Genomic DNA, 14,025 nt, shown 5'->3' on the forward strand with positions numbered 1-14,025 from the left:
TGAAGCCCCGAAAACATCGGGACCCCGGGAACGCAAGCGATCTCGGGTGAAGTCGCGCTTTTATGGGATGGACGGCGCTGCGTCAAGCGCTCGCCTCCTGCCCGTCAAGGCTTCGCGACCATGAGCCAGACGATGGCGAGCACCAGCGGAAATGCAATCGATCCGCACAGGACCCAGATACGGAACAACCGGTGATAGGCCGGCGGGAGCCCCTCCCCGCTCGCGACGGCCGCGCGCGCCAGATTGCGCATCCGTATCTGGATCGCGACGACAGGCAGCCATAGAGCGCCCACGACGCAATAGAGCGCGAGCGCGGCGCCGATCCAGCCGGACAGCAGCGGCAGCCGAGCTGATGGGCAAGCGCCGCCCCGGTGAGCGGCTGCGCCAATGCGGCGGTTGCGGTGAAGATGGCGTCGGCCAGCACCACTATGCCGGCGGTGCGCGCCACGAACGCCGCGTCGCCGCTGAGGTGCGCCATGAGCATGAAGAACGCGATGCCCGCGCCCGTGCCGAGCAGCACCGCCGCCCCGATGACATGCAGCGTCTTGAGCGCGAAATAGACCTCCATCACCGATCGTCCATCAAGGCGAGCAGGGTCGCGGCCAGCGCGGTCGCCGGAATGATCTTCGCGTAGGCGCCGAGCGGGTCGAGCCAGAGGTCGGGCCGCACGAGGGTTCCGAGCACGAGATATCCGAAAGCCGTCGCAATCGCCCCCAGCAGCGCCAGCCGGGCTGTAGACCTGAAAGTCAGCGCTGCGCCGATGAGCACGTCGATCACCGCGCCGGCCAGCACGGCGGCATTGGCCGCTCCGCTGCTCCAGCCGGCCTGGGTCAGCACGGACGCCGCAGCCGCAAGGGAGAATGCGCCGCAAAGGCCGCTATAGATCCAGAACGCCGACAGTGTGAAAAGCCCCAGCGGCTTGGCGAACCAGGCGCGCGCGAACCAGCGCTCCTGAACGCCGGCCGGGTGCGCCGCCAGCATGGCGTCGAGCGATTGCGGCTCGATGCCGAACGCCGCCCGCCAAGGCCCGCCATCACCCGCCACGCCCTCCTCGAGCTGGCGGACCGATGTGCTCCGCATCGAGCTCTTCCATCCCAGATAGGCGAGGCCGTCCGCCCCCATCGCCGCCGCGCGGGCGACGATCATCGGGAGCACGATCACGGGCGCATCCGGAAACCCGAGCCACGCCCGCAGGCGACGCAGGATCGAGGGGAGCGACAGTTGCTCATCGTCGACGAGGTCGTAGCTGCCGCGCGCCGGCGCGCCGGGAAGAAGCGCCCGCTACACGGTTTCGGCCACGTCATCGGCCGAGACGACTTGGATGCGGGACTGCGTCCGAATGGCCGGAATGAACAGCGGAAACCCGGCCAGGCCGCGCAGCAGCGCGGTGCCGCCATAAGCCTGCGGAGCCAGAACCAGGCCCGGCCGCAGGATCACGCCGTCGAGGTCCGACGCCAGGAGCGCCTTCTCGGCCGCCGACTTGGTCTGGAAGAAACGCGTCGAACTGTCCGGCGCAACACCCGCAGCAGATACGTGAATTATCCTCCGGACGCCAACCTGTTGGCAGGCTCGGAACAAGGCCGCCGGCGCGGCGTCGTGCACGGCCGCGAGGTCATCGCGCGGGTTGTCCTGCAGCGCGCCGGCGCAGTTCACGACGGCGTCGATCCCTTCGAGCAGGTCGAGCCACGTTTCCGGCGTGGTCAAGTCGCGCAGGTCGCGCTCCACCCAGGTAATGTCCGGCCGGCTGCGGCGCGCCCGCGCCACGTCCCGCCCGACGCCGACCACGGCCCAGCCGCCGGCCCGCAACCGCGCGCAAACGACCGAGCCGATGAGCCCGTAGGCTCCAATCACCAATATGCGCAAAGCCAGCCCCCAGGATGCACGAACCTAGCGTGCTCACATTGAGGTTCGCTGAACGGAGCTTGGCGACCGTGGCGCTGCCGCCAAAAAACGAAAGGCCGGGCATCGGCCCGGCCTCGTAGCGCAGTCTGGCTGAGCGTCAGCCCCCGATCGCGTCCTTCACGGCCTGCGTGACGCTGTCGATCGGCTGCATGCCATCGATGCGCTTCAGGCGGTTCGTCTCCTCGTAATAGGGAGACACCACGGCGGTGTCGCGGTTATAGGCCGCGAGCCGCGTCTTGAAGACCTCCGGGTCATCGTCCTTGCGCACCGGCAGGCCGGCCGCGGCCGTCTCCTCGGCGCGCTTGACGATGCGGTGCACCAGCGCGTTCTGGTCAACGACGAGCTCCACGACCGCGTCCAGCTTGAGGCCCTTGGCCTCTAGCATGTCATCCAGCGCCTGCGCCTGCGCGACCGTGCGCGGGAAGCCGTCCAGGATGAATCCCTGCTTGGCGTCCGCCTCTTCGATGCGGTCGGCCACGATGCCGATGACGATGTCGTCCGAGACGAGCCCGCCCGACTCCATTACCGCCTTGGCCTTGAGCCCGATCGGCGTACCCGCCGAAACCGCCGCGCGCAGCATGTCGCCGGTCGAGAGCTGGGGAATGCCCAGCCGATCCACCAGCCGCACCGCCTGTGTGCCTTTGCCCGCCCCCGGCGGCCCCAACAGAATCAGTCTCAACGACGCCTCCCCCGCAGCTTCGCCTTCTTCACCAAGCCCTCATACTGATGGGCCAAGAGATGGCCGTGGACCTGCGCCACGGTATCCATCGTCACGCTCACCACAATGAGAAGCGACGTGCCACCGAAATAGAACGGCAGAGCGAATTGCGAAATTAGCAGTTCAGGCAACATGCAGATGATGACGAGGTAGCCGGCGCCCAGAACCGTGATGCGGGTCAGCACCTTGTCAATGAAATCGGCCGTGCGCTCGCCGGGCCGGATGCCCGGGATGAAGCCGCCGTGCTTCTTCAGGTTGTCCGCGGTCTCCTGCGGGTTGAACACGATCGCGGTGTAGAAAAACGCGAAGAAGATGATCAGCGCCGCGTAGGCCAGCATGAACAGCGGCCGGCCATGGCCGAGATAGGCGGAGACATTGGCCAGGAAGCCGGTGCCGCCCTGCTGGGCCGAGAAGCCCGCGATGGTGGTCGGCAGCAGCAGCAGCGACGAGGCGAAGATCGGCGGGATCACGCCCGACGTGTTGAGCTTCAGCGGCAGAAACGAGGTCTGCCCCTCGTAGACGCGGTTGCCGACTTGGCGCTTCGGATAGTTGATCAGCAGCCGGCGCTGCGCCCGCTCCATGAACACGATGAAGGCGATCACGGCCGCCGACATCACCAGCACGCCAAGGATCAGCAGCGTCGAGACCGCGCCCTGGCGGCCGAGCTCGAGGGTGCCGACGATCGCGGAGGGCAGCTCCGCCACGATGCCGGCGAAGATGATCAGCGAAGAGCCGTTGCCGATGCCGCGCGCCGTGATCTGCTCGCCAAGCCACATCAGGAACATCGTGCCGCCGACCAGCGTGATCGTGGTCGAGACCTCGAAGAACAAGCCGGGATCGGCCACCACGTTGCCCGAGCCCTGCAGGCCCTTTGCGATGCCGTAGGCCTGGAACGTCGCGAGCACGACCGTGAGGTAGCGCGTGTACTGGTTGATGATCTTGCGGCCGCCCTCGCCTTCCTTCTTCAGCGCTTCCAGGCTCGGGACGATGGACGTCAGGAGCTGGATGATGATGGAGGCCGAGATATACGGCATGATGTTCAGCGCGAAGATCGCGAGGCGGCCCACGGCGCCGCCGGAGAACATGTTGAACAGCCCCAGCACGCCCTGCTGCTGCTGCTTGAAGATGTCGTTCAGCGCATCGATGTTGATGCCCGGCAGCGGGATGTAGGTGCCGAGCCGATACACGATCAGCGCGCCCAGCGTGAACCAGATCCGCTTCTTGAGCTCGTCGGCCTTCGCCAGGGCTCCGAAATTCAGGTTCGCTGCAAGCTGTTCAGCCGCGGATGCCATACTGCGCTCCGATATCGGAAAAGGAGTGGGGACACGCGGTCCCCGAAAATGCAAACGCCGGGCGATGCGGACATGGTCCGCCGCCCGGCGTTCTCAATCACGAGCTGATCCTAGATAGGATCAGGCCGCCGATTCCGCCACGGCGGCCGCGAGGATCTTCAGCGATCCCCCAGCCTTCTCGATGGCGGCCTGCGCAGACTTCGACGCGCCGAACACTTCGAAGGAGAGCTTGGTGGTGAGCTCGCCCATGCCGAGGATCTTCACGCCGTCGCGTGGCTTGGAGACCACGCCGGCGGCGACGAGCGCCTCGACGGTGACGGGCTGGCCGGCGTCGAGCTTCTTGGCGTCGACCGCCTCCTGGATCCGGCCGAGGTTGACCTCGTTCAGATCGTTGGAGAAGGGGTTCCAGAAGCCGCGCTTGGGCAGGCGACGATAAAGCGGCATCTGGCCGCCCTCGAAGCCCTTCACGGCGACGCCGGTGCGGGCCTTCTGACCCTTCACGCCGCGTCCGCCGGTCTTGCCCTTGCCGGAGCCGATGCCGCGTCCAACGCGCATACGGCCCTTCTTGGCGCCTTCGTTATCGGAGATTTCGTTGAGCTTCATGGTCCGCGCTCCTCACTCGACGACGCGCACGAGGTGCTTGACCTTCTCGATCATGCCGCGCACCGAAGGGGTGTCGGTCAAGGTCGAGCGGCGGCGGATCTTGTTCAGCCCGAGGCCCACGAGAGTCGCACGCTGCGACGCCTCGCGACGGATCGGGGAACCGGTCTGTTCGACCGTTACGGTCTTGTCAGCCATGGATACCTCCCCTTACGCGTCGGCGCCGGCGCCGTCAGAATCGCCGCGGCGAGCCTGGAGGACGCTGACCTTGAGGCCGCGGCGAGCCGCGACCGAACGCGGCGAGTCTTCGCTCTTGAGAGCGTCGAACGTCGCGCGGACGAGGTTGTAGGGGTTGGACGAGCCGAGCGACTTCGACACGACGTCGTGCATGCCGACCGCCTCGAAGACGGCGCGCATCGGGCCGCCCGCGATGATGCCCGTACCGGCCGGAGCCGCGCGCAGGATCACCTTGCCGGCGCCATGCCGACCGTGGACGTCATGATGCAGGGTGCGGCCTTCACGCAGCGGAACGCGGATCAGCGCGCGCTTGGCGGCTTCCGTGGCCTTGCGGATGGCTTCCGGCACTTCGCGAGCCTTGCCGTGGCCGAAGCCGACTCGGCCCTTCTGGTCGCCGACGACGACGAGAGCGGCGAAGCCGAAGCGACGGCCGCCCTTCACCACCTTGGCGACGCGATTGATGTGGACGAGGCGGTCGACAAACTCGGAATCGCGCTCTTCGCGATCCCGGCCGCCCTGACGCCCGTGGGGTTCTCTAGCCATTTGGTCTCTCTCACTTGCGCGGACGAACCCTCCGGGCCCGCCGCTCGCTCGATTGATGGTCGCACCCTTTACAGGGCCCGACGTCGGAAGCCACCCTCTTCGGGTGGCCATCGCGCATTTCCCGATGATGCCGCATGCGGACCCGAAGGCCAGCGCCCGGATCAGAACTCCAGGCCGCCCTCGCGGGCCGCCTCGGCGAGCGCCTTGACGCGGCCGTGGTACATGTAGGACCCACGGTCGAACACGACCTTCTCGACGCCCGCAGCCTTGGCGCGCTCGGCGACGAGCTTGCCCACGGCGGCGGCGGCGGCCGAATCGGCGCCCGTCTTGAGGCCCGACTTCACGTCCTTCTCCATCGTCGAAGCAGCCGCGAGGGTGACCCCGTTGGCGTCGTCGATGATCTGGGCGTAGATCTGCTTCGAAGAGCGGAAGACCGACAGGCGCGGACGCCCGTTCGCGACCTTCTTGAGGGAGCGGCGCACACGAGCCAGACGGCGCTCGGCGGCCTCGATGTTCTTAGGCATGGCCGATCCTTACTTCTTCTTGCCTTCCTTGCGGAAGATGAACTCGCCCGAGTAACGAACGCCCTTGCCCTGGTAGGGCTCCGGACCGCGGAAGTCGCGGATCTCGGCGGCGGTCTGTCCCACGCGCTGCTTGTCGATGCCGGTGACGACGATTTCCGTCGGCTTGGGCGTCACGATCGCGATGCCGGCCGGGATTTCGTAGTCGATGTCGTGGCTGTAGCCGAGCGAGAGCTTCAGCACCTTGCCGGCGACAGCGGCCTTGTAGCCCACGCCGGTGATGTCGAGCTTCTTCTCATAGCCCTTGCTCACGCCCTCGATGAGGTTCGCGACCTGCGAGCGGGACATGCCCCACATCGCGCGGGCGCGCTTCGTCTCGGTGCGCGGCGTGACCGAGATCGCGCCGTCGTCGAGCGTGACGGTGACGTCCTCGGGAGCCTGGAAGGACAACTCGCCCTTCGCGCCCTTGACCTTCACCAGGTTGCCGTCGAGGCTGGCCGTAACACCGGCCGGCACCGCAACGGGCTTCTTTCCAATACGAGACATTGTGGTCTCCCCGTGACTGCGTTGCGCCTGAAGCCGATCAGAAGACCGTGCAGAGCACTTCGCCGCCGACGTTCTTCTCCCGGGCCTCATGATCGGCCATGACGCCCTGCGGCGTGGAGATGATCGTGATGCCGAGGCCATTGGCCACGCGCGGCATCGCGTCGACTGCGGAGTACACGCGACGGCCAGGCTTCGAAACGCGAGCGATTTCGCGGATCACCGGGGCGCCGTCGAAATACTTGAGCTCGATCTCGAACTCCGTACGGCCATTGCCGTACTCGGTCGTCGAATAGCCGCGGATATAGCCTTCCGACTGCAAGACATCGAGAACGCGCGCGCGGAGCTTGGAGCCGGGCGTGTTCACCGAGCCCTTGCGGCGCAGCTGGGCGTTACGGATGCGGGTGAGCATGTCACCAACGGGATCATTGATCGCCATGGTCGGTCCTCCTCACCAGCTCGACTTGGTCAGACCCGGGATCACGCCCTGCGAGCCAAGCTCGCGCAGCGCAATGCGGGACATCTTCAACTTGCGATAATAGGCGCGCGGACGGCCCGTGATCTCGCAGCGGTTGCGCACGCGGGTCGGATTCGCGTTGCGCGGCAGCTCGGCGAGCTTGAGGCGCGCCTCGAAGCGCTCCTCCATGGACTTGGAATCGTCGTTCGCGACTTCGAGAAGGCGCGTCCGCTTGCCCGCGAACTGCTTCACGAGGCGCATGCGGCGCTTGTTCTTCTCGACAGAGCTCTTCTTGGCCATCTGTTTCTCCTGGTTTCCGCGTTTAAGAGCGAGCTCTTACTGCCGGAACGGGAAGTTGAAGGCGCGCAGCAGGGCGCGAGCCTCGTCGTCGGTCTTGGCGGTGGTGCAGACGATGATGTCCATGCCCCACACGGCCTCGGCCTTGTCGTAGTTGATCTCCGGGAAGATGATGTGCTCCTTGATGCCCATCGCGTAGTTCCCCCGGCCGTCGAACGACTTGGGGTTCAGGCCCCGGAAGTCGCGGACGCGCGGCAGGGCGATGTTCACGAGACGGTCGAGGAACTCGTACATCCGCACCTTGCGGAGCGTGACCTTGGCGCCGATCGGCATGTTCTCGCGGACCTTGAAGGTCGCGATCGCCTTACGCGCCTTGGTGATCACCGGCTTCTGGCCGGCGATGAGGGCGAGATCGGCCGCGGCCGACTGCACCTTCTTGGTGTCCTGGGTGGCTTCGCCAACACCCATGTTCAGCACGACCTTCTCGATGGTCGGCACTTCCATGATGTTCTTGTAGCCGAACTCCTCGATGAGCTTCGGCCGCACCACTTCGGCGTAGATCTTGCGCAGACGGGGCTCGTCGCCCGCAATGTTCACGTTAGCCATCGATCAGATCTCCCGAACGCTTGGCGAAACGCACCTTGCGCCCGTCCTCGAGCACCTTGAAACCAACCCGGGTCGGCTTGCCGTCCTTCGGGTCGACGACCGCGAGGTTCGACAGGTGGATGGTCGCCTCTTTCGAGATGATCCCGCCTTCCTGGTTCGCGGTCTGGCGCTGATGCTTCTTCACCAGGTTGACGCCGCGCACGATGGCCCGGGTCTCCTTCGGCATGACCTGCACGACTTCACCAGTCTTGCCCTGGTCACGGCCGGTGATGACGACGACCTTGTCGCCCTTCTTGATCTTCGCGGCCATCACAACACCTCGGGCGCGAGTGAGATGATCTTCATGTGGTTCTTGGCGCGGAGCTCGCGGGGCACCGGTCCGAAGATGCGGGTGCCGATCGGCTCCTTCTGGTTGTTGATCAGCACGGCCGCATTGCGGTCGAAGCGGATCACCGAACCATCGGGACGCTTGATGTCCTTCGCGGTGCGCACGACGATCGCCTTCATGACGTCGCCCTTCTTCACGCGGCCGCGCGGAATCGCCTCCTTCACGGAGACGACGATAACGTCACCAACTCCAGCGTACTTGCGCTTGGAGCCGCCGAGGACCTTGATGCACATCACACGACGGGCGCCCGAATTATCGGCGACGTCGAGATTCGTCTGCATCTGGATCATGGTCTTGATCCTTTCTGTGTCTCAGACCGGTTTCCGGCGATCTCAGGCTCGCCGGACTTCGCCTGACGGGGATCTGCGTCCCCCGTTTGTGCGTGCTTCCAAGAGCATTTTTCCGCGCCGAAGGGAACCCCTCAGCGCGGCGAAATGTCAGGAAAATCGGATTTAGTTTTAGGACGCGGTCGCTTCGTCGACCACGATCCAGGTCTTCAGCTTCGAGATCGGCTTCGATTCCTCGATACGGACCTCGTCGCCGGTCTTGTACTTATTGGATTCGTCGTGAGCGTGATAGTTCTTCGTCCGCCGCACCGTCTTCTTGAGAAGCGGATGCGTGAAGCGGCGTTCCACCTTCACGACGACGGTCTTGTCCTGCTTGTCGCTGACGACGACGCCCTGCAGAATGCGCTTCGGCATCGGTCTCTCCTCAAGCCTTGCCAGCTTCGGCCAGCTTCGCAGCCGCCGTGGTCTTGATCCGCGCGATGTCGCGACGGACCTCCTTGATGCGGCCCGTGTTCTCCAGCTGGCCGGTGGCCTTCTGGAAACGCAGGTTGAACTGCTCTTTCTTCAGCTTCAGGAGTTCGTCCTGAAGCTGGTCCTTCGACATCGCGGTGAGGTCGGAGAGCCTCTGCTTCTGTTTCATGTCGCCCTCCTTACTCGGCGATGCGCTGGATGAAGCGCGTCTTGATCGGCAGCTTCGCGGCCGCCAACGTCAGCGCCTCGCGAGCCGTGTCGACCGGCACGCCGTCGATCTCGAACATGATGCGGCCGGGCTTGACGCGGCACGCCCAGAATTCGGGAGCGCCCTTGCCCTTACCCATACGCACTTCGGTCGGCTTAGACGACACCGGCACGTCCGGGAACACGCGGATCCAGACGCGACCAGCGCGCTTCATGTGACGGGTGAGCGCACGGCGGGCGGCCTCGATCTGGCGAGCCGTCACGCGCTCCGGTTCCATGGCCTTCAGGCCGAACTGGCCGAAGTCCAGGTTCGTTCCGCCCTTCGCAGCGCCGCTGATGCGACCCTTGAACTGCTTGCGGAACTTGGTCTTCTTGGGCTGAAGCATTTCTGTGTTTCCTCAACCAATCCGTCAGGCCGCGTGATCGCGGCGACCGCCGGACCGCTGGCCACCCTCGTCGGCCATGCGCTTGTCCTGAGCCATCGGGTCGTGCTCGAGGATCTCGCCCTTGAAGATCCACACCTTGATGCCGCAGGTGCCGTAGGTGGTGAATGCCGTCGCCACCCCGTAATCCACGTCCGCACGCAGCGTGTGCAGCGGAACGCGGCCCTCGCGATACCATTCCTGGCGCGCGATTTCGGCCCCGCCAAGGCGGCCGGAGCAGTTGATGCGGATGCCTTCCGCGCCCAGACGCATCGCCGACTGAACGGCGCGCTTCATGGCGCGGCGGAACGCCACGCGACGCTCGAGCTGCTGGGCGATCGAGTCGGCCACCAGGGTGGCGTCGACCTCGGGCTTGCGCACCTCGACGATGTTGATGACGACCTCGGAGTTCGTCATCTTGGTGACGGACTTCCGCATCTTCTCGATGTCGGCGCCCTTCTTGCCGATCACGACGCCCGGACGAGCCGAGTAGATCGTGACGCGGCACTTCTTGTGCGGACGCTCGATGACGATCTTGGAGATCGCGGCCTGCTTCAGCGACTTCATCAGCGCCTTGCGGATCGCGATGTCCTCGTGCAGCAGACGGCCGTACTCGCCCTTGCTGGCGACCCAGCGGCTGTCCCACGTGCGGTTGACGCCGAGGCGCAGGCCGATCGGATTGACCTTCTGACCCATCTGTCTCTCCTCAGGCCTTGGCTTCGGTTTCGCGCACGATGATCGTGAGGTTCGAGAAAGGCTTCTCGACACGACCGGCGCGACCGCGGGCGCGGGCGTGGAAGCGCTTCATCACCAGCGCCTTGCCAACGAAGGCCTGGGAGACGACGAGATCGTCGACGTCCAGGTCATGGTTGTTCTCGGCGTTCGCGATGGCGCTCTCCAGGCACTTCCGGACGTCCTTGGCGATACGCTTCCTCGAGAATTCGAGATCGGCGAGCGCCGTGGCGACCTTCTTGCCCCGGATGAGACCGGCGACCAGGTTCAACTTCTGCGGCGACACCCGGAGCATCCGGGCGACGGCCTTCGCTTCATTATCCGGAAGCGCGCGGGGTGTTGCAGCCTTGCCCATGGCTTAGCGCCTCTTGGCCTTCTTGTCCGCCGCATGCCCGTAGAAAGTACGGGTAGGCGCGAACTCGCCGAACTTGTGGCCGACCATCTCCTCGGAAACGTTCACCGGGATATGCTTCTGGCCGTTGTAGACGCCGAAGGTGAGGCCGACGAACTGCGGCAGGATCGTGGAACGACGGCTCCAGATCTTGATCACCTCTGAGCGGGTCGAGGCCCGCGCGGCATCCGCCTTCTTCAGGAGGTAACCGTCGACGAACGGGCCCTTCCAAACGGAACGAGTCATCGTGGACCCCCTTACTTCTTCTTACGGGCGTGGCGGGACGACACGATGAAGGTGTCGGTCCGCTTGTTCGAACGCGTCTTCTTGCCCTTGGTCGGCTTGCCCCAGGGCGTAACCGGATGACGGCCGCCCGAGGTGCGGCCTTCGCCGCCGCCGTGCGGATGGTCGATCGGGTTCATGGTCACGCCGCGGTTGTGCGGACGCCGGCCGAGCCAACGCTGCCGACCGGCCTTGCCGATCGAGGTGTTCATGTGGTCCGGGTTCGACACCGCGCCGACCGTCGCGAAGCAGCCGCCATGGATCAGCCGCTGCTCGCCCGAGTTCAGGCGAACGATGACGTAACCCTGGTCGCGGCCCACGATCTGGGCGTAGGTGCCGGCCGAACGCGCCATCGCGCCGCCCTTGCCGATCTTCATTTCCACGTTGTGCACGATCGTGCCCACCGGGATGTTGCCGATCGCCATGGCGTTGCCAGGCTTGATGTCGGCCTGCTCGGCCGAGATCACCTCGGAACCCACTGCCAGGCGCTGCGGCGCCAGGATGTAGGCGACCGTATCGTCGGCGTAGCGCAGCAGGGCGATGAAGGCCGTGCGGTTCGGATCATACTCGATCCGCTCCACCTTGGCCGCCATACCGAGCTTCTCGCGACGGCGGAAGTCGACGATGCGGTAGGTCTGCTTGTGGCCACCGCCGCGGAAGCGGACGGTGATGCGACCCGTGTTGTTGCGGCCGCCCGCGGAAGACTTGCCCTCGGTCAGCGTCTTGACCGGCTTGCCCTTGTAGAGCTCGCTGCGGTCGACGATGACGAGCTGGCGAAGGCTCGGCGTAGTCGGCTTGAAGGTTTTGAGCGCCATTGTTCCTTACCTCTCGCTCAAAGCCCGGTCGTGACGTCAATCGACTGACCATCGGCCAGGGTCACGACGGCCTTCTTCACGTCCGACTGCGTGCCGACCGTGCCCTTGAAACGCTTCACCTTGCCCTTGCGGACCAGCGTGTTCACGGCCTCGACCTTCACGTCGAAGAGCTTCTCGACCGCAGCTTTGATCTGCGGCTTCGAGGCGTCCTTGCGAACCTTGAAGACAACCTTGTTCTGCTCGGACTGGTTGGTCGCCTTTTCGGTGATCACCGGGCCGAGGATGATGTCGTAGTGACGCGGATCGGTGCTCATTTGAAGCGCGCCTCCAGCGCGTCGACAGCAGCCCTGGTCAGCACGAGAGTCTCGCGCCGGAGGATGTCGTAGACGTTGATGCCCTGGATCGGAAGGACATCGATGTTCGGGATGTTCCGCGCGGCGAGCGCGAAGTTCTGGTTCAGCTCGGCGCCGTCGATGATCAGCGCGTTGCCGAGGCCCATGGCGGCGAAGCGATCGCGCAGCGCCTTGGTCTTAGGCTCGGACACGGAGGCTTGGTCGACGACCATGATGCCGCCGTCCCGGGCCTTGGCCGAGAGAGCGTGGCGAAGCGCCAGCGCGCGCACCTTCTTGGGCAGGTCGTGCTCATGCGAGCGAACGACCGGACCGAAGGCGCGACCACCGCCGCGGAACTGCGGCACGCGGGCCGAGCCGTGGCGGGCGTTGCCGGAGCCCTTCTGCTTGTAGAGCTTCTTGCCGGTGCGCCAGATCTCGGCGCGACCCTTGGTCTTGTGCGTGCCGGCCTGCCGCTTGGCGAGCTGCCACAACACGTAACGCTGGATCAGGTCCTGGCGCGGCTCGAGACCGAAGATCTCGTCCGAAAGCTCGACCGAGCCGGCGTCGCCGCCCTCGAAGTTCTTGATATCGAGCTTCATCACGCGTTCTCCTGACCTTCGGTCGCGGGAGCCGCCGTCTCGGAGCCGTTCGGAAGCCGGAACGCGCCGGGCTTGGGAGCTTCGGCCGGGAGAGCGCGCTTAACCGCGTCCCGCACGAAGATCCATCCGCCCTTGACGCCCGGGACCGCCCCCTCGACGAGGATCAGACCGCGCTCGACGTCCGTCTGCACGACACGCAGGTTCTGCGTGGTCACGCGCTCGACGCCGAGATGACCGCCCATCTTCTTGTTCTTGAACGTCTTGCCAGGATCCTGGCGACCACCCGTCGAACCCAGCGAGCGGTGCGAGACCGACACGCCGTGGGTGGCGCGCAGGCCGCCGAAGTTCCAGCGCTTCATACCGCCGGCGAAGCCCTTACCCGTCGTGGTGCCCGTCACGTCGACGAACTGGCCAGCGACGAAGTGGTCCGCCGTGATTTCGGCGCCCACCGGGATCAGCGTGTCCGTGGACACGCGGAACTCGACGAGCTTGCGCTTCGGCTCCACCTGGGCAATCGCGAAGTTGCCGCGCTCCGCCTTGGAGACGTTCTTGACCTTGGCCATGCCGGCGCCGACTTGCAGCGCGGTATAACCGTTCTTGTCCTCCGTCCTGTGCCCGACCACCTGACAGTGGTCCAGCTTGAGGACGGTGACCGGCACATGTTCACCTGCATCCGTGAAGATGCGGGTCATGCCGAGTTTCTGGGCGATGACGCCTGACCGCATGGTGTGGTCCCCGTGTCCCGCTCTGGCCTTAGAGCTTGATCTCGACATCGACGCCGGCCGCCAGGTCGAGCTTCATCAAAGCATCGACGGTCTGGGGGGTCGGGTCGAGGATGTCGAGCACGCGCTTATGGGTGCGGATCTCGAACTGCTCACGCGACTTCTTGTCGACGTGCGGTGAGCGGTTCACTGTGAATTTCTCGATACGCGTCGGAAGGGGAATGGGCCCCCGCACCTGCGCTCCGGTCCGCTTCGCGGTCGAGACGATCTCGCGCGTCGACGAGTCGAGCACGCGATGATCGAACGCCTTCAGGCGGATTCGGATGTTTTGGCCGTTCATTGTCGTCTGCCCTCGGGCTGATCCCGTGCGGATGGTCGGCGCGCTCGCGAGGTCGCGAACGCGCCCTTATCGTTACGCGATGATGGTGGCCACCACGCCGGCGCCGACGGTGCGGCCGCCTTCACGGATGGCGAAGCGCAGCTTCTCCTCCATGGCGATGGGCGCGATCAGCTCGACTTCCATGGTGACATTGTCGCCCGGCATCACCATCTCGGTGCCCTCGGGCAGCTTCACCATGCCGGTCACGTCCGTGGTGCGGAAGTAGAACTGCGGCCGGTAGTTGGTGAAGAACGGGGTATGGCGACCGCCCTCCTCCTTGGT

26 protein-coding genes and 1 pseudogene are annotated in these 14,025 nt (G+C 65.5%); all 27 read right to left on the reverse strand.

Going from position 1 to position 14,025, the window contains the following annotated elements; genetic code table 11:
* Positions 1-104 precede the first annotated feature (104 nt).
* Positions 105-568: pseudogene (locus tag AC1DSZ_RS22240) on the reverse strand (DUF2269 family protein).
* On the reverse strand, positions 568-1,161 hold the full coding sequence (locus tag AC1DSZ_RS22245) for a DoxX-like family protein (protein WP_476840508.1): 594 nt from the start codon (positions 1,159-1,161) through the stop codon (positions 568-570). The pseudogene AC1DSZ_RS22240 and the gene AC1DSZ_RS22245 overlap by 1 nt, the downstream one beginning before the upstream one ends.
* A 120-nt stretch (positions 1,162-1,281) precedes the next feature.
* Positions 1,282-1,863 (reverse strand): NAD(P)H-binding protein, encoded by a 582-nt coding sequence (locus tag AC1DSZ_RS22250; RefSeq protein ID WP_476840509.1) that lies wholly within the window; start codon positions 1,861-1,863, stop codon positions 1,282-1,284.
* Between the two features lie 136 nt (positions 1,864-1,999).
* A complete protein-coding gene (locus AC1DSZ_RS22255; RefSeq protein ID WP_476840510.1) occupies positions 2,000-2,581 on the reverse strand; it encodes an adenylate kinase in 582 nt (193 codons plus the stop codon).
* Positions 2,578-3,912 carry a preprotein translocase subunit SecY gene (gene secY / locus AC1DSZ_RS22260; RefSeq protein ID WP_188518754.1) on the reverse strand — a complete coding sequence of 445 codons (1,335 nt, stop codon included), beginning with the start codon at positions 3,910-3,912 and terminating at the stop codon, positions 2,578-2,580. Before secY ends, AC1DSZ_RS22255 begins: the two co-directional genes overlap by 4 nt.
* Positions 3,913-4,032: 120 nt before the next feature.
* The gene (gene rplO, locus AC1DSZ_RS22265; protein ID WP_476840511.1) at positions 4,033-4,515 is read right to left on the reverse strand and encodes a 50S ribosomal protein L15; all 483 of its coding nucleotides are present in this window, start codon (positions 4,513-4,515) and stop codon (positions 4,033-4,035) included.
* 12 nt (positions 4,516-4,527) lie between these two features.
* Positions 4,528-4,710, reverse strand: coding sequence for a 50S ribosomal protein L30 (rpmD, locus tag AC1DSZ_RS22270; RefSeq protein ID WP_188518756.1), 183 nt, complete (start codon positions 4,708-4,710; stop codon positions 4,528-4,530).
* 12 nt (positions 4,711-4,722) lie between these two features.
* Positions 4,723-5,292 carry a 30S ribosomal protein S5 gene (rpsE, locus tag AC1DSZ_RS22275; RefSeq protein ID WP_476840512.1) on the reverse strand — a complete coding sequence of 190 codons (570 nt, stop codon included), beginning with the start codon at positions 5,290-5,292 and terminating at the stop codon, positions 4,723-4,725.
* A 161-nt stretch (positions 5,293-5,453) separates the two neighbouring features.
* Positions 5,454-5,816, reverse strand: coding sequence for a 50S ribosomal protein L18 (gene rplR, locus AC1DSZ_RS22280; RefSeq protein WP_476840513.1), 363 nt, complete (start codon positions 5,814-5,816; stop codon positions 5,454-5,456).
* Positions 5,817-5,825: 9 nt separating this feature from the next.
* Complete coding sequence (rplF, locus tag AC1DSZ_RS22285; RefSeq protein ID WP_476840514.1) at positions 5,826-6,359, reverse strand: 50S ribosomal protein L6; 534 nt, start codon at positions 6,357-6,359, stop codon at positions 5,826-5,828.
* Between the two features lie 37 nt (positions 6,360-6,396).
* Positions 6,397-6,795, reverse strand: a complete 399-nt coding sequence (gene rpsH, locus AC1DSZ_RS22290) for a 30S ribosomal protein S8 (RefSeq protein ID WP_188518760.1) — start codon at positions 6,793-6,795, stop codon at positions 6,397-6,399.
* A 12-nt stretch (positions 6,796-6,807) separates the two neighbouring features.
* Positions 6,808-7,113 (reverse strand): 30S ribosomal protein S14, encoded by a 306-nt coding sequence (rpsN, locus tag AC1DSZ_RS22295; RefSeq protein WP_476840515.1) that lies wholly within the window; start codon positions 7,111-7,113, stop codon positions 6,808-6,810.
* A gap of 36 nt (positions 7,114-7,149) precedes the next feature.
* Complete coding sequence (rplE, locus tag AC1DSZ_RS22300; RefSeq protein WP_188518762.1) at positions 7,150-7,716, reverse strand: 50S ribosomal protein L5; 567 nt, start codon at positions 7,714-7,716, stop codon at positions 7,150-7,152.
* Positions 7,709-8,026: a 50S ribosomal protein L24 gene (gene rplX, locus AC1DSZ_RS22305; RefSeq protein WP_188518763.1), complete on the reverse strand. Its 318-nt coding sequence runs from the start codon at positions 8,024-8,026 to the stop codon at positions 7,709-7,711. The genes rplE and rplX overlap by 8 nt, the downstream gene beginning before the upstream one ends.
* Complete coding sequence (rplN, locus tag AC1DSZ_RS22310) at positions 8,026-8,394, reverse strand: 50S ribosomal protein L14 (protein WP_188518764.1); 369 nt, start codon at positions 8,392-8,394, stop codon at positions 8,026-8,028. The genes rplX and rplN overlap by 1 nt, the downstream gene beginning before the upstream one ends.
* 168 nt (positions 8,395-8,562) lie before the next feature.
* The gene (gene rpsQ, locus AC1DSZ_RS22315; protein ID WP_476840516.1) at positions 8,563-8,805 is read right to left on the reverse strand and encodes a 30S ribosomal protein S17; all 243 of its coding nucleotides are present in this window, start codon (positions 8,803-8,805) and stop codon (positions 8,563-8,565) included.
* Between the two features lie 10 nt (positions 8,806-8,815).
* Positions 8,816-9,031 carry a 50S ribosomal protein L29 gene (gene rpmC / locus AC1DSZ_RS22320; protein WP_188518766.1) on the reverse strand — a complete coding sequence of 72 codons (216 nt, stop codon included), beginning with the start codon at positions 9,029-9,031 and terminating at the stop codon, positions 8,816-8,818.
* A 10-nt stretch (positions 9,032-9,041) separates the two neighbouring features.
* Entirely contained in the window at positions 9,042-9,455 is a 414-nt protein-coding gene (gene rplP / locus AC1DSZ_RS22325) for a 50S ribosomal protein L16 (RefSeq protein ID WP_188518767.1), read from the reverse strand.
* Between the two features lie 24 nt (positions 9,456-9,479).
* A complete protein-coding gene (rpsC, locus tag AC1DSZ_RS22330) occupies positions 9,480-10,187 on the reverse strand; it encodes a 30S ribosomal protein S3 (protein ID WP_476840517.1) in 708 nt (235 codons plus the stop codon).
* A gap of 10 nt (positions 10,188-10,197) precedes the next feature.
* Positions 10,198-10,578, reverse strand: coding sequence for a 50S ribosomal protein L22 (gene rplV / locus AC1DSZ_RS22335; RefSeq protein ID WP_188518769.1), 381 nt, complete (start codon positions 10,576-10,578; stop codon positions 10,198-10,200).
* Between the two features lie 3 nt (positions 10,579-10,581).
* Positions 10,582-10,860, reverse strand: a complete 279-nt coding sequence (rpsS, locus tag AC1DSZ_RS22340) for a 30S ribosomal protein S19 (RefSeq protein WP_188518770.1) — start codon at positions 10,858-10,860, stop codon at positions 10,582-10,584.
* An 11-nt stretch (positions 10,861-10,871) separates the two neighbouring features.
* Positions 10,872-11,711 (reverse strand): 50S ribosomal protein L2, encoded by an 840-nt coding sequence (gene rplB / locus AC1DSZ_RS22345; protein ID WP_188518771.1) that lies wholly within the window; start codon positions 11,709-11,711, stop codon positions 10,872-10,874.
* Positions 11,712-11,728: 17 nt separating this feature from the next.
* Positions 11,729-12,025 carry a 50S ribosomal protein L23 gene (locus AC1DSZ_RS22350; protein WP_188518772.1) on the reverse strand — a complete coding sequence of 99 codons (297 nt, stop codon included), beginning with the start codon at positions 12,023-12,025 and terminating at the stop codon, positions 11,729-11,731.
* Positions 12,022-12,642 (reverse strand): 50S ribosomal protein L4, encoded by a 621-nt coding sequence (gene rplD, locus AC1DSZ_RS22355; RefSeq protein WP_476840518.1) that lies wholly within the window; start codon positions 12,640-12,642, stop codon positions 12,022-12,024. The genes AC1DSZ_RS22350 and rplD overlap by 4 nt, the downstream gene beginning before the upstream one ends.
* Positions 12,642-13,367, reverse strand: coding sequence for a 50S ribosomal protein L3 (gene rplC, locus AC1DSZ_RS22360; protein ID WP_476840519.1), 726 nt, complete (start codon positions 13,365-13,367; stop codon positions 12,642-12,644). Before rplC ends, rplD begins: the two co-directional genes overlap by 1 nt.
* Positions 13,368-13,395: 28 nt before the next feature.
* Complete coding sequence (rpsJ, locus tag AC1DSZ_RS22365) at positions 13,396-13,704, reverse strand: 30S ribosomal protein S10 (RefSeq protein ID WP_188518775.1); 309 nt, start codon at positions 13,702-13,704, stop codon at positions 13,396-13,398.
* 72 nt (positions 13,705-13,776) lie between these two features.
* The coding region (locus AC1DSZ_RS22370; protein WP_476840520.1) for an EF-Tu C-terminal domain-related protein at positions 13,777-14,025 on the reverse strand (249 nt) is incomplete at its 5' end.

This window comes from Alsobacter sp. P4_H11 (assembly GCF_056400925.1).